The following is a 14055-nucleotide window of genomic DNA, read 5'->3' as shown; positions in this document are numbered from 1 at the left end:
TTGAATGTGAATCCAGCTGTGGCATCATGCAGACAGACCATAACCCCCACGCCTCGGGCGGGAGCTTCCCGTACTGCGCACCAGGGGGTTTGTTTTTTCTGACCGGAAAGCGCTGCTCTTTTTCCAGAGCGGCTCCGCGTAAAGGTCCGCAAGTGGCCGATTCAATTCTCTGCCGGTCGCCTCTTCGGCGTGACAAGTCAATTCGGATGCAAACGGTGGTCAGCACGAATGCGATTGACTGGTCAGCGGCAATGCAATTGGGTGGTCAAGTGCGATGCAATTACGCAGCAGCGAAGAGCTATGTCTTTGAACTAGCGTTACTACCGTCTGCTTTCAGTCGGAAGCAGAGAGTCGTCTGAGGATTCGGTAATGCGGTTGACTGTACGACTTCAGCAGCCTCCTTCACACCTAAGCCCTTAGAGAGTGAAACTTCGTAGAGAGCTCTCAAGAATCCAGGCATTTCTCCGTGCCTCACAAAGAGACGGTGGGCCAAGTCGACATCCCAGTCTTTCCCAGTGGCCTCCTTGAATCTGTCTCCGAACTGGCTAGCGAATTCTTTACCAAAGTTTGGGAAATCCATGCCAAAGCCGTACTGGTAGAAGGGTGCATCATGGCGCCGAAACAGCTCTGCTTGTCCTCGCTGCGATGCCCCGGTGAATACGACGCGAACTCCAGTGTCCGGCGCCTGCAGGAGCGATCTCAATTTAGCCGTGAAATTCTCGAAGACTCCCCGAGTGGCCAGGTGTTCAGCCGCCTCGATAATTAACACAGCTCTACCCATTGCCGCCTGATTGAACTGCTCGAGCAGCACCTTGATGTCACGGGTTTCACCAGACGCTAACGAAGCCTGGCCGCGATAAGCCCCCACGTGAGCCCTAACCCTTCTCACCAAGAGGTCCAAGCCATTTACCAGCACCAAGTGTGGACTCTGGCTCTGCGCACCGCGAACAGTTTCTTGGATAGCCGTTGCGATAGCCCGCTCGGGGCTATCCGGGTAGGCCAGCAGGTCCACCACGGCCACCAAGAAGCCGTACTGTCTCGCTAGGGGAATGAAATCTTGCTGAAGGAAAGTTGTTTTTCCCTTCTGCTCCGGAGCGAAAAGAGTCAGAGCAGGCTGAAGACGATGCTCAAAAATGAAGACCATCTGAGCAGCAAGGTCAGCCCGAGGGAAGTGAAGCGGATCGACATTCACTGCAATATGGCCTCGGTAGATAGGTTCATCAGTACCCTATACCTAACGCCTGCGCCTGCTCAGTAAGCTGGTCCAGAGCAACACTGCTCAACCTTTCCCTTCCTTGCTTGTAAGCAACCACGTCAGCGAGCTTCAAACGCCGATGGCTGCCTGTTTTCGTGTGAGGAATTACACCATCCTCTAACAGCTTCACCAGATGCGGCCTAGATACATTGAGCAGATCTGCTCCCTCCTGAGTCGTCAATTCAGCATGGATGGGAACGACCTTAACCGCGTTGCCCGAGGCGATCTCATTCACCACATCCACAAGCAAGCGCAGAGCCAGCGTTGGCACCGAGATAGGCTGGCTATCGCCAATAGAGCAAACCAGCTGCACGTCCAGGTCATTCTGTGCCAAGAGCAGTGGCTCCAAGACACGAAGCGCGCCTGTAGCCGCAGCAATCTCCGTCTCCGTAGGTAAAGCTGTAGGGATAACCGCAGCTCTAGGCATGGATGTCTCCCTCGACGTCCGCGGGCGACAATCTGCCTCCCAAACGTTGCTTTTTATTCGAAATAATCAGAAACCTCAACAGCAGGTTAAACTGCTGCAAAGCTAGTTGTGAGGGGCACAAGCCCGTTGACAAAAACTTGGCAGTCATCATCTTTGCAAATCTCCTCTGAGCAGGCGCAGTAGGATCGACAGCCCTCTCCTGCGCCAACCTGGTGAAGTGGACGCTCACAAAACCTTGTCCCACGGCACGTTACCCGCCAGGTACCCAGCGGCAACCAGCAGGGCAATCATGCTCAGCAGCAGAAACCGCCACGCGGGCAGCCGAAACGCCATCTCCCTCAACTCTTTCATCACCTTGCTATTCAAAACCGCGCTCCTTAAACCCATCCAGTCGGAGGTCGAATCAGGGTTAGGAATCCCGCTGCACTTAAGGACGGATTGAGCCATCGGCCCCTCGCTCGCGACGTGGCACGTAAGCAACGTATGCCTCGCAATTGCGAAAGACTCAGCGCAATACGCGAACCCTCGTCTCAGAAGGATCCCTTGGTATTGAGGGCTTTTGGCATTAATCGCCATCAGCCCCAAAGCAGGCTATCTCTAGCTAACTTTGTACCTACCCAAGGGACGCACGGCCCAGTCACTGGAATCCACGCGCCCAGCGCGGTACTCACCTGTCGAACCGGTGAAATTGCATTCGTACAGGACAGCGTTTCTAAAATCCGCTCCATCAAGCTTCGCTTTCTTGAACACACATCCGCGAAGGTATGAGCGCCGAAAATCAGCACCCCGCAGATCGGCGCCGGAGAAGTCCGCTTGGTAGCAATTCGCTCCTGGAAGGATGACTGGGTCAACAGTGACGGAGTAGAACTTAGCGCCTCGCAGGTCGGCCCCCTTCAGGCTCTCTACATCAGACAGCCAACCTTGCTCAAATAGGGCTCCCGGCGCGCGAATCCCAACAAGGTCGGGTGGCCCATCCAAGTCCAGCTCGGTGGAGATGCGAGAGAAGAGCAGATCGCTGAAGTGGAAGCCTGCGAAGTCGACATCTCTTCTCAAGGCAGCCTCGGTCAGAGAGACCTTTTCGCTGAACGCTTCAAGCAGTGCTTCAAGCTGCAGTGCGAATCTCGGCCGATTGAAAGTGCACGAGTAAGGAACGCTCCAGTAACCGCGACTGTAGCAATGAGCGATGTACTTGGAGATCAGTTGATCATCAAGTTGCAACGTCTGGAAGTCGGAGCCGTAACTGGCCGCAAGCGCACGCTGGCAATGGTGCAGCTTGACGGCAGAAGGCGTTTCGTCGCGAGCCATGTGCCCAAAATTATACTTTTCTAGCAATTCGAGCGCCTGGGGACAGGCCTCTCGCGCGCTCCTGTGCAGACGTTTAGCTTCTGCTTTGAAAGCAGAAAAAGAAGGAGTATCAGGAAGGTTGCTCATGGCCATTCTCTCATGGCCTGTTCGGACCCTAGTGCTCGCAGGCCATCCAAAGAAAGGCTACAAGACAATGCAGAGACGGGCAGGATGCTTCACTCAACTAGGGTTTATTCGCCACCGTCACGGCGCCCCGTAAATATCATAAATTTGTGGATGGAGGTCAACCGTGATGCGCGCTTCAGTTAGCCGGGGTTGCTAGTAGATCCCAGCCCATCTAATAACTCCAACCAAGTACATGGATCGGAACTCATCCCGATGGAGGGCTTTCACCCAGCTCTTGTTGCTAAGCATCGATGACATCCAACAACGCCCAAGGTCTGTAGCCATCTGCTCGAGCGCTTTTCTCCGCCTCAAGGATTGCTTCGGTTCTGCTCAGTGAGCGCGAGCGGAACTCATACCGAAATGCGGGCCCTTCCTGTCGACGAACGCTTAAGACAATCAGGTACCCTCGCATCGGATTACTAGCTTCAATTGTCCTTTTTTCTTTCCTAGGCTGGATACCCAGGGCCTCACGCATCTGGCGTTCCAGGTCGTCTGATCGCATCAAAAACCTCATGGCCACAGCCAACGTATCAAGACAAAAAGCGATTGCGACGTCGCTTGGGAAATTGGTCAGGGTGCTTCAGACTTGAGACCTCCACCTGACAAAGAAATCGTTATAGGTCCCCCATGGAGCTCGTTTCAAAGTGAACCTTCAGGATGCCGTCCTTGCACTTCTGCTCGCAGCAAAAATCCATGGCACCGACAGTGCTATCAAGGCCACTGCGAAACGCTGCGCTAAGCAACTACCTCGCAGCAAGCGCGACATTCTCTTTAGCATTGCGGCGAGCTCCGAGCCCCTGAAGCTTGTCCTGCATATTGCTCATAACCTTGATTGAGCTACGAGCCCCAATGGACAGCGCGGGTTAGATACGCAAAAACCCCGCACTTGCGGGGTTTCGACGATACAAAGGCGTACTGCGAGAAAGGGACCAGCCGCTGCCTGATCATCCTGCTTTTTGCCCTTTACGAGCTGACCGCAGTAGGTGCTACGCGGACCTCATCTGGATTTATAGAGCGGGGAGGCTCATGCACACTCTTGGCGGAACTTTACTCGATCTCCAATTCGTAGTCCAAAAAGAATTGGGTCCTACCCTGTAACTACGGATGTTGGGGATGCACGTAACCAGAAGGCCCTTTTGATTGCCCCTGTGGATTAGCGACCTTTGCCCTCGGCCTCTTCTGGTATCTTTTGCTCTGCCCAACTATTGGCGGCGATCCCAACGTCGCCGCAGACCGGACATTGAGCGGCTATTTCCAAACACATTATTGATGATATCGAGCTCGCGCTCAGACAACCTAACGGGATCCACGTCCTTCAACACGGCCTCGGTTCCCAAGGATTTAGCCCACTCCGCCATGTACCCCTTTGCGGTTTCAGAAGCACCACCTTGCAACTCATTGAGCAACAACCGCGCGAGCCCCAACCGCTCCTCCTGCGTCTGGAAGGTCTTATCAATTTCCGGACGTAGGGACTTAACGGCCCCCCAGGCAAGCGGCGAATCGCCTGTTTTGAACAGCTTCAAGGCCAATGCAGGAATCTCCCTTAGCTCCCCGTCGTCCTGGAAACCTCTGTTACGCGTGATCTGACTGAACAGGCGTGTGCGCTGCTCATCGTTGGTCCCAGCGTCCAACAGCAGCTTCCGGAGATTGCTATGCGCTTCGTGCCCCAGTGCGATGCACCACATTGCGAATGCGAGGTCGGGATCACTAATGGTTCCACGTTTCCCCTTGACCAATAACGCCTTTGTCACGTCCAGATCATTGGAAACGGACTGGTTTGGAGCGATTGCTTCCCACACCCGTCCCAGCAGCCCAACCTCCTCATCGTCATTGAAGTCAATGGTGTCAGCCAAATCAGCAACCTGAGCAGCGGACAGATCCTCCTTCCCCGTGCTCAGGAGATCGACGGCCTCTGCAGGTCGCTGCCTCCAGACCACGCACGCCGTTTCGACGAGGTTGATGGCCAACGTTTCGGGCACAACCTCATCGACCAACATGCTCTTCATGGACGCGAGAGCATTCCGACCTACGAACCCAGGTGATGAGGTGGCAGTCTGCATGGCCTCTGCAAATAAGGTCTGAGGTGCATATCCATGGGGGAGTTGCTGAACCGATGGCCAGCGGCCAACAAAGTGGCCGTGCAGTGGATCGAACGTCTCTTTGTACGATCTAGCTCCACTGAAAAGCGCCTGCAGAGCGGGCCCAAGAACGCCTGGGCTAGTATGCACAATGATTTGAGACAGCCCAGGCAAGATCTGGGAAAGGTACTTCTCCCAGTTGCCAACCTTGGCACTGAGCTTCGGCAACAATTGATCAAGATGTGGTTGTAGATAGCCATCGCCCCAAGACTCAGCCGGAATACACTCCGCAGCATCGAGGTAAACAGCCCCATCGTCTTCGTCGAGTTCCGAGCTATCCGTCAGGTTCGTTAGGCTATCCGCCAATGCCTCCTGATCCTCTTCTGGCAAGTCTCCATACTCAGCAAACAACTGCCTGCGGCACACACTCGGAACATCGATGAGCGGCTCACCGATCCAAGATCTGGCTACCGCACTGAGGGCCCGCACGTTATGAACGACAAAGATTCGGAAGACCTCGGCTGCGTCGTTCTCGCAGCTGTCGATACGAGCCAACTCAATCGAAAGGTTCGCGTAATCGGCAAAGTACTCATCGTTGAAATGGACGAGACGTTCAGCGCCTTTGTCGATAAGCAACCGGAACGCCCGCTCGTAATCGAGCGGTGATTTTTCAAAGCCTGACACTCGACGACTGAACCTAGTGAGGCACTCCAGCAACTGCTCATCCTGAGCATATGGTGCATACCGCTCAAGGGCATCCATAACGCTTCCTGTCACTTCTGGCGCGAGCGTCTCAGCGAGATTGGCCACCTGATCCCACAGCATCGACCTACTTTCTTCACCCTCGCTGGCCAAACGCGCCCACACAGTGTTGAGTCGCGCGGCTGTCAGTTGCATGTCCAATGAGTCAAGCGGCTCGAAGCCTTCTGTTTTCTTCTCGAAACGGCGAAGTTCGGTCGTCAGTTGTTCGATATAGCGGGGCCCGATCTCAGGCAGCAGTGTCGCTTCGTAGCTGCCCATCCAGTGCTGCAGCTCAATGAAGCCTAATTTGACGGCACCGGCATCAACCGAAACGGTGCGATCACAGACCCAATCGGTGAGGTGCTCTTTCGCTTGAGCAGGCAACCCATGAGCAGCAAACACTGATAGGACAATGCCTGCCGCCCCTTTGGCCATTTCAACAGCTTCATCAAGGTTTGGAGCCTGGCCACTGGGCAGACGCATCGAGGCCTTCCGACCGCTTACAAGCAACTCCTCAACGAGTACGGAAGCAATGTCTTGCTGATCGGTCGGACCAGCAACAGCGGTAATTCGCGCAATCTTCTCGATGCCGAGGAGAGAGCGAAGATCCGGTGAGGTGACAATGTCATTGCAAAGAATGCCAAGAATCAAGGTACGGGTGCGCGGCGGTAGTCTGCCAATCACATCCGCAACAACGCGCATTGCGTTGAATTTGAGTGCCTCCTCCGTGCGATGGAGCTCGCTAAGCATGCCGTGAAGCAGTTGCGCCTCCTGATCGCTCAGGAAGTCGTTGGCTCGCGGCGAAAGAGCCTCCAGGAACCCTTGGGTATCTCCAGAGACCAAGTACCCGTAAATTCGCGAAGCCTGGCCGCCGTATTGGCGAGTCGCGAAATCTTCGGATAGGAGAATCAAGCTTTGAAGGGAATCCGGCCAGTGGATGCCAACCAAGCTTGCTAGGAACTGGCGCAGCTCCCGATGCCCCTCTACAAGGATGGTTTTACCCTCCGCATCTTCCTCAACGTAGCGCTTAAGGATATGGCGGGACTCAAGCGGCTCGTCTTTGAGCGGAGTGTTTCTGACCATCAAGCCGGTCAATCGGAGAAGGAGCTGCGGGTCGTCCTGGAGATCGCCGTAGAAACCTGGGAAGCTCACTCGCGCGGCGCTGAGGGCGCCTAGTGGAATCGGGTGGTTCGTCACCGCCCCCTCGTGAAGCCCCCCGGGCGATCACTTCCAATCGCATCCTGCTCCCGCGCTCGGGCCAACCACCAAGTCTGGGTGAAAGCGTTGACGATCTGAAGAGCGTTGCGAGGGTCGGTGACGTTCGTGTGGATCATACGGTCAACCACCTGTTCGACCGATGCTCCCTTTTCAGCGATCTCACTCACGAGATCTGGGAAAGCTTTTAGCTTCGAGAGCGCAAACTGCCGCATGTCATTACGCGGCGGTGGCGGGATCTCTAACCTGAACTGAAAAATGCGGTCGAGATAACGCCGGGCATCAGTTGGATTGAAAATCGAGCCGGGTTGCTCCGGGTTACCGCGCCGACGGGAAAGGGCATCAGCAACCTTCCCTTCATCACAAGAGATGACGAAGACCAGCCCTAAATTTTCGGGAAGCTTGTCAGCGGGAATCTCCATAAACGTGCGTACAGCATCCAGCCCTAGGACCATCTCCTCTGCGGAAAGCCGATCAAGGTCATCAACGAAAATGACAAGCCGCTCGTAGGGTACTGCGTTACCTCTGGCGGGCTTGAACTTACGAAGTTGCTGAAGGAGCAGCTCTTCATACTGCTCCGCGGACACACTGGGGAGATGCACCCTAGTAATGGTGCTGAATGGGCTAACGGATGAAGGTTTCATGACCTTCACGAGGTAGCCATAAATCCCCGTTACGGCCATAACAAAAAAGGCTTGAACAACCCCGTTTTCAAGAGGCAGCCAAACCAAACCTATGCAAACGACAAAGAGGTAAGTGAAGAAGGCAATCAGAAAGGCTGGTGCCGGCGCGGCCCAGCTGATGAGATGCTGCTTGATGAGCTCGCAGACAGGCTTGGCAACTGACTGCGTGTGCGTCACGTTCCGGTAGAGATCATCCTGGAGCTTCCCTTCGTCGCCGCCTAGCTCGAGAAAGACATGGCGAAGCAAAGCCCGTTTGATGTCCTGCTCTTTACCGCCGAAGCGCCAAGCATTAAAGGTGATGCTTTTGAACCGCTTGCTGCGAGGGTGCTGTTTCCCCTCCTTCGCGGTGTCGTCCGCCAGCGCTCGCGTGTAGAGCTCTTTGACTGAGCTTTTGCCCGTTCCCCAGCCTCCTAGCAGACCAATGCTAAAGGGGGGTCTATGGCCTTCATCCTCAATCAAACAACGTAGCGCTTGAGCGTAGTGCCGATGCCCGAAAGCGTCCTGGTCTTCAGTCTCGATATGACGATCCAGAACCGCCGGCATAATGCGACGAAAGTCTTGCATTCGATCATCCCTAATCTGAGTAGCAATTGGCTACTTAGGGTGAGATTACTTCGCTCGCTCACCGGTGACCAGTCGAGACCGCGCTGGCGTGCCAAACGGCCAACTGCTGCATCAGCATCTGCAAAGAGACCAGTCTCCCCCGCAGGGCAAACTGAGCTGGATGAGTAGCAAAATCACAGAGACGAAAATGCACATTTCGCCGCAATAACGAGCACCTCTATCTCGGGGGTCTGAAGCTGTTTTCCCGCAAATTCATTCACATTTTTTTTCGCATATTTTTTCCCGTATAGGCGACCAGACCTGCAGCCACTTCACCTCTACTCGGCGGTAGTCGATTTCAGGGTCGGCTTGAGATGCGTCTTCCGCAGGATATGGCCATCAGAAGCGCGAATTTTGTAGAGCACATCCTCTTTGAGCAGGTACGTAATTTCAGGCATCGCCAGGAGAATGGTCCCCGTCAATGACCCCGAATCCGTGCTGACCTCTTGCTCAATCGACAGCCCCTGGAGTTCTTCCTCCACGATCTTTAGCGACTTGGCAGCCATCCGTAGCGCGGCCTCCTTTCCTGGGTTATAGCCAACCCAGTAAGGGGCGGTTACCAGGAAAAAGAGCCCTGTCGAAATGCACCAGACAAGCAGGAACTGCAGCAGCTGATGCATGCTCCTCTTGAGTCGAATCACCACGGCCATCACTGGCAGGCAAATGGCAGTGCTGACCGCAGCCACCGCGACCTGACCCGAGAACGTCATATTTAGAAAGCCGACGTACCCGAAGGAGAGCAAATCAGAGAGCGTGAAAGCCACTTCTGTTCTGCTAATGCCATATTGCTGTAGCACCCCGACATAGCGCATGTAACCCAGCACAACCAGGGCGGTATTCACGACCGCAATCATGATCGTTGCAAGCTTAAGAAGCTGCTCAAGGCTGAGCAGCCCGTGACTCACCGGCTTCGATTCAGCCGCGCTTAGCGGCGCGGTCGCAGTAACCATGACAGGCGGACTGAGAAACTCAACCCGCACCGTCCTTTCTCTTTTCCAGAACATCCCTATCCCCTCCCGTCCGTGATCCACGAAAATAGCCCGAGCCAGGAGGCAGCGATAGCCCAGCAGGTCAGGACAGGCCAGCAACGCTCAGTGCGAGGCGAAAACTTCAGAGCTAGTATCTCGCCCTGATCGTCATTGGCCGCCCACTGAAGATGAATAGGAGTAGGAACTCAATTCGCAGTGCGACTCTTGATGACTCGCGCGATTTTGTCAGCAACCCCCATTAGCAACCTATTCCCCGCCGCCCATACAGCCAGGTTCTGGCCAGTGGTAGCGAGCAGTGCGTTTGGATCTTCGCGCCCCATCTCAGGGTTCTTGTGGCAAGCGACAGGGGCATTGAGGATCAGGCGGCGCAGGCAGGAGTTGCTGTGGTCGCACCAGACGATCTCACTGTCTCTCCCTTCAATAACCTTCACAGCGTAATCAGGATCAGCGAGCATCTGCCGAGCCAGCATGGTGGCATCAGCGTGGCCGGCCACGATGGCTGCAGCCGCTTGAAACGGCCTAGGTGTGCTTGATAAGAACAACCGCACTTCGCTACCCAGCGCTTTACGAAATGCCTGCGGCTCACCGTGCTCAAGCATGTTTCCAGACGTGCTGGGGACGTTATCGCGCATCGACTCGTAATTCCCCTCGCTGAGTGAGACGAAATCGAGACCCGCCTTCGCAATGTGAGCGGCCACCTCCGCGAAGCCCTCTGGCCCTTGGCCACCTGGCACATGGTCATTCACGCTCATGCGCACGCCCACGGGATAATATGGTCCCACCGCGGCACGAACTGCAGCAACCAAGTCGCGGAGGATACGAGCGCGATTTTCGGCTGTACCACCGTACTCATCGGTGCGTTGGTTCGACAGAGGCGAGAGGAAAGACGAGTAGAAGTAGCACATGTGCGCTCCAATCTCGACGCCGTCGAAACCCGCCCTTTTGACGCGGAGCGCTGCAGTTACAACGCTAGCTTGCAGCTCCTGGATTTCTTCCACAGAAGCCTCGTTTGGCGTCGGTGAAACATGTCCACCAGGGATGTAGAGATGGTCAGGTAAACCACCGGAACCAATCCTCACGGGCTTCGGGCTAGCCGCCGAGATCGAATTTCCATTGCGAGGCACCCCCATGCGGCCAAAGCTTGGGAAGAGTTGCGCAAAAACAGGTGCGCCATCCCCATGAACGGCATCAGTAAGCCGCTTCAGATCCTCAAGAAAATCCTCTTTGTCGAAACGAAGTACCGGCACGAAGGGGGATTCGTTCCAAGCCCGCTCACTGCAGACAGACCCGCCAACAATGACGAGGCCTACTCCTCCCTTGGCTCTGCGCCTCAGGAACGCAATGCTTTGGTCGCTGGGGCGACCATCCTCTTGCGGTCTTAATACAGCCATAGGCCCCAGGATGATCCGGTTCTTGATCTCGACCCCATTAATTTGGAGCGGACTTGCCAGCACTGCAGCGGCACCTCTTGGGTTCGACATTTTCGTGGCTTCTCTCGGTGAAGGAATGACGCCAAATCGGCTCTCTAGAGCCGAGCCTTGTGTATGAGGGAGTCCCAAGTGGAGACCAAGCGGAAAGCTCAATCCCAAACCGCACCCAGGGCCAGCCCTCCTGGGCCTCTTCTCGCTCCCTATCCCCCAACCGGCTTGCGTTCCTCCGCGTCCGAAAGCGGAGCAAGCACTGAAGGGCATCGATTATATATACGGTACGTATCGTTTCATCAAGCCTTTTGCGATTTCTCTTTCAAGCCGGCGATTAGGGAATGAGCGTGAGGAAGGGACGAAATGTCATAAGGAATGTGAGGAATATCTGGCAGTCTACTAGCACGAGTCACGCCCAAGCCGTGATCCCACAAGACTTATCCAAATTAGATTCATGTATAATGAAGAAAGCTAAGTGAGGAGAAATATAATGCGACTGCTTCATACTATGTTACGCGTAGGCGATCTCGATAAGTCCCTGGACTTTTACACCAGAATCTTGGGAATGACCCTGCTGCGCAAGTCGGACTATCCTGAAGGTATGTTCACCCTGGCCTTCGTCGGCTATGGCAGTGAAGAAGACAGCAGTGTTATCGAACTAACCCATAACTGGGGTGTCGATAGCTATGAAATTGGTACTGGCTATGGCCATATCGCAATTGAAGTTAAAGATGCTGCCAAAGCATGTGATGATATCCGAAACAATGGTGGTGTTGTTACGAGAGAAGCCGGCCCAATGAAGCACGGCACTACCGTGATTGCTTTTGTCGCCGATCCTGACGGCTATAAGATCGAACTCATTCAGAAGTAGATTTCACCAACTTTAAGGAGGCTGAATTGGCTTTTGCGAACTGCCTCCTTAATTCAATAACCTCCACCACTAAAGACAACTCTCTGGCCAAAGCTTTCTCATACTCACCCTTATAGAACTCTAACTCTTCCTTTACTTTACTATCAGGAGGAATACTTTCCTCTAATCTCTCCTGGGCAGCCTTTTCGATTGCCTTAATTAAGTCATCAAAAACCGGTCGCGATTTTTTAATACTACCCCGCCCTCGACCAGCTTCTAATGCAACATTATCTTTATTTATTTTGGCATCAGACCCCAATCGAACCGGGGCTCCCGAAACCAATCGATCAAGCGCGTCAAAATACTCACTCAATCCATTCATTACGCCTTCTCCAAAAACTGATTATAGAGCCTTTCATATTCATCAAGAACAAACCTCTCAGTTCTTCTATAAACAGTACCATCAGCGAGATCAGAAACAAACCTTCGTTGAACCTCGATTAGCTTAGCCAATTTCTTCAAACTCACAACTGAGTCCGAACAATGCGCCAGACAATATACCCACCGCCCAAATGAACGCTGCTGGCAATCCCCACTTTTCATACAGCCACCAACCGGCGTTTCTTTATACGAAAGAAGGCCCTTAATAAACTTCTCAATCGTTTCAGATCTAGATTCAAATGTAACATTATTCCTACTAGAACTATGAGCCTCAATCCAAGACCCCGCGCCACCAAACAGCTTTTCCTTGCTAGATAATACATTCTCAAAAAATGAAAGCGCTTCTCCTTCAGGAAGCGTTTCAATATAATCTACAGAGAAATGATCCTTATCATACTCAAGCATATTCCTCGCAAAAAAACTGCCATCCGAATAGTACCGAGTCATTTCCTCGGTTATGTGCTGTAATTGTCTACGCAAGGAAGTTATTGAGACCAATCCAGACCGAGAAGCGTACAACGCCAAAGAACGTCTAAACTGATGTGTTCTCAGCTTCCAGCAACCGCCAACAACAATTCCACTTTCGCCCCAATCGCGAAATGGGTCGATCCTCATAAGCTCATCGCAATCCACTTGCTCGATAGTCAGAGACATTCTCTCCACTATCCTCGTAAATCGCGATATATCAAAATCAACAACTTTTGCCTCATCGCCTCTTTTCGGCCAAAACCTAACCACACCTGGACTTACAAAAAGACGACAACCAGAGGTCCTATTTGCATCCACCCCAATACATGAGTAAATCCCTTCTGAAATCTTTTGAGCCAACCTTATGGCTTTGACTCCCTCAATTGAGGTGACCCATCTCGACTCTCTATGCTTACCGCCAGAGCGTTTTGTCGTGAAGCCGTGAATCATGTAATGCCGCAGTCCGCCATCAACATACGAGCGTAGGCAATCATATGGTAGGTAGTTAACTTCCGAATCACGCATTCCAGAAAAAATATGAATAACATACTTACAAACAAAGAGCATCTCAGTCAAAATATAAAAAGTATTCCTAGCAATTGAATACCCACGTGAACCATAAAAATCACTCAAACCGAGCCTATCGAGGATTACAGAAAAATCAGCTTTACTCATCCACCGAAGGCGTTTCCACTCCTCAGCACTTGAAGGTTTCTTACCCCTGAGCTCCTTAACAACCTCAACCAATGAATCCACAACGCCTTCACAAATATTAATTTCCCCCATTAAATAGGATATTACTTGGGAGAAAATTCGAGTGGGTATGACGGGAGTTTGCTTATATTCAGGAAACTTCTTTAGAAGGCTACTAGCCTCTTGTATGAGGGTTCGGCCGACCGGCCTAAAGGGGAGGGATAAGGCCTCAGGCTCTTGTAGTGCAGAGAGCAGCGATCTGAGATAACTTAGCTGCCAGCTATCTGAAACGTGATGTATGAATAGACGGCATTTTTCATCTTCAGATAGAATTTCAAAAATACTTAACCCATATAACGCGGAGAATCTGCACATATCAACCAGCATATGAAAGTAGTGATCTACAGTACGCGGCGACAGTGAATTACGCTTCACCTCCAGCATATGCCAAACTATTTCTTTTGTTTGCCTTACCAGCTCATCTAGGCTCTTGTCGCATGTAAAACCAGGATACCAATACTTAAAACGCATGACCGTCTGTTCTGGATCTCCCTCATACCGAGGAAGATACCAATCATCATCGTCAAAAACAGACAGAACCACACCGTCCCCATCACGACTTACGACACGTACAGGCTTTCGATCAGTGCATATCAAACCGCCCAGTTCGAGATGAGTTTCGTTGAGAGGTATATTTCCGCCCCTTTTAGCACCCTTCATA

Annotated in this window: 12 protein-coding genes; 2 read left to right on the top strand and 10 right to left on the bottom strand. The window is 53.0% G+C overall.

The features are described 5' to 3' along the window. Positions 1-298: 298 nt before the first annotated feature. The 4 genes from L6D89_RS09900 to L6D89_RS09885 form a co-directional block, all read right to left on the bottom strand. Positions 299-1192 (bottom strand): hypothetical protein, encoded by an 894-nt coding sequence (locus L6D89_RS09900; protein WP_236199523.1) that lies wholly within the window; start codon positions 1190-1192, stop codon positions 299-301. A gap of 28 nt (positions 1193-1220) precedes the next feature. Next, positions 1221-1682: a helix-turn-helix domain-containing protein gene (locus tag L6D89_RS09895; RefSeq protein WP_236199522.1), complete on the bottom strand. Its 462-nt coding sequence runs from the start codon at positions 1680-1682 to the stop codon at positions 1221-1223. A gap of 225 nt (positions 1683-1907) precedes the next feature. After that, positions 1908-2129 (bottom strand): hypothetical protein, encoded by a 222-nt coding sequence (locus L6D89_RS09890; RefSeq protein WP_236199521.1) that lies wholly within the window; start codon positions 2127-2129, stop codon positions 1908-1910. Positions 2130-2279: 150 nt separating this feature from the next. Continuing rightward, on the bottom strand, positions 2280-3113 hold the full coding sequence (locus L6D89_RS09885; protein ID WP_236199520.1) for a pentapeptide repeat-containing protein: 834 nt from the start codon (positions 3111-3113) through the stop codon (positions 2280-2282). A gap of 683 nt (positions 3114-3796) precedes the next feature. Between L6D89_RS09885 and L6D89_RS09880 the strand changes: the two genes are divergently transcribed. After that, positions 3797-3988 (top strand): DUF7740 domain-containing protein, encoded by a 192-nt coding sequence (locus L6D89_RS09880; protein ID WP_236199519.1) that lies wholly within the window; start codon positions 3797-3799, stop codon positions 3986-3988. A gap of 366 nt (positions 3989-4354) precedes the next feature. Here L6D89_RS09880 and L6D89_RS09875 read toward each other — a convergent pair whose 3' ends face one another. The 4 genes from L6D89_RS09875 to L6D89_RS09860 all read right to left on the bottom strand — a co-directional run bounded on the left by L6D89_RS09875 (position 4355) and on the right by L6D89_RS09860 (position 10942). Next, positions 4355-7168, bottom strand: coding sequence for a hypothetical protein (locus L6D89_RS09875; protein ID WP_236199518.1), 2814 nt, complete (start codon positions 7166-7168; stop codon positions 4355-4357). Then, positions 7165-8433, bottom strand: a complete 1269-nt coding sequence (locus L6D89_RS09870) for a KAP family P-loop NTPase fold protein (RefSeq protein WP_236199517.1) — start codon at positions 8431-8433, stop codon at positions 7165-7167. Before L6D89_RS09870 ends, L6D89_RS09875 begins: the two co-directional genes overlap by 4 nt. 317 nt (positions 8434-8750) lie before the next feature. Beyond that, entirely contained in the window at positions 8751-9476 is a 726-nt protein-coding gene (locus tag L6D89_RS09865) for a hypothetical protein (protein ID WP_236199516.1), read from the bottom strand. Positions 9477-9646: 170 nt separating this feature from the next. Next, positions 9647-10942 carry an NADH:flavin oxidoreductase gene (locus L6D89_RS09860; RefSeq protein WP_236199515.1) on the bottom strand — a complete coding sequence of 432 codons (1296 nt, stop codon included), beginning with the start codon at positions 10940-10942 and terminating at the stop codon, positions 9647-9649. Between the two features lie 430 nt (positions 10943-11372). On the opposite strand from L6D89_RS09860, the gene gloA reads away from it, so the two are divergent. Next, positions 11373-11753 (top strand): lactoylglutathione lyase, encoded by a 381-nt coding sequence (gene gloA / locus L6D89_RS09855; protein WP_236199514.1) that lies wholly within the window; start codon positions 11373-11375, stop codon positions 11751-11753. Here gloA and L6D89_RS09850 read toward each other — a convergent pair. Next, the gene (locus L6D89_RS09850) at positions 11740-12114 is read right to left on the bottom strand and encodes a hypothetical protein (protein ID WP_236199513.1); all 375 of its coding nucleotides are present in this window, start codon (positions 12112-12114) and stop codon (positions 11740-11742) included. The genes gloA and L6D89_RS09850 overlap by 14 nt on opposite strands. Beyond that, positions 12114-14054 carry a hypothetical protein gene (locus L6D89_RS09845; RefSeq protein WP_236199512.1) on the bottom strand — a complete coding sequence of 647 codons (1941 nt, stop codon included), beginning with the start codon at positions 14052-14054 and terminating at the stop codon, positions 12114-12116. Before L6D89_RS09845 ends, L6D89_RS09850 begins: the two co-directional genes overlap by 1 nt. Position 14055 lies beyond the last annotated feature (1 nt).

Source organism: Pseudomonas pseudonitroreducens (assembly GCF_021603645.1).
Classification (GTDB): domain Bacteria; phylum Pseudomonadota; class Gammaproteobacteria; order Pseudomonadales; family Pseudomonadaceae; genus Pseudomonas; species Pseudomonas pseudonitroreducens.
This window is presented reverse-complemented; position numbering and strand designations above follow the sequence as displayed.

Excerpts from the sequence above, each read along its gene's own strand:
- L6D89_RS09895 (WP_236199522.1), bottom strand. The coding sequence starts at position 1,682 with ATGCCTAGAGCTGCGGTTATCCCTACAGCTTTACCTACGGAGACGGAG.
- L6D89_RS09860 (WP_236199515.1), bottom strand. The coding sequence starts at position 10,942 with ATGTCGAACCCAAGAGGTGCCGCTGCAGTGCTGGCAAGTCCGCTCCAA.
- L6D89_RS09890 (WP_236199521.1), bottom strand. The coding sequence starts at position 2,129 with ATGGCTCAATCCGTCCTTAAGTGCAGCGGGATTCCTAACCCTGATTCG.
- gloA (WP_236199514.1), top strand. The coding sequence starts at position 11,373 with ATGCGACTGCTTCATACTATGTTACGCGTAGGCGATCTCGATAAGTCC.
- L6D89_RS09865 (WP_236199516.1), bottom strand. The coding sequence starts at position 9,476 with ATGTTCTGGAAAAGAGAAAGGACGGTGCGGGTTGAGTTTCTCAGTCCG.
- L6D89_RS09850 (WP_236199513.1), bottom strand. The coding sequence starts at position 12,114 with ATGAATGGATTGAGTGAGTATTTTGACGCGCTTGATCGATTGGTTTCG.
- L6D89_RS09870 (WP_236199517.1), bottom strand. The coding sequence starts at position 8,433 with ATGCAAGACTTTCGTCGCATTATGCCGGCGGTTCTGGATCGTCATATC.
- L6D89_RS09885 (WP_236199520.1), bottom strand. The coding sequence starts at position 3,113 with ATGAGCAACCTTCCTGATACTCCTTCTTTTTCTGCTTTCAAAGCAGAA.
- L6D89_RS09845 (WP_236199512.1), bottom strand. The coding sequence starts at position 14,054 with ATGAAGGGTGCTAAAAGGGGCGGAAATATACCTCTCAACGAAACTCAT.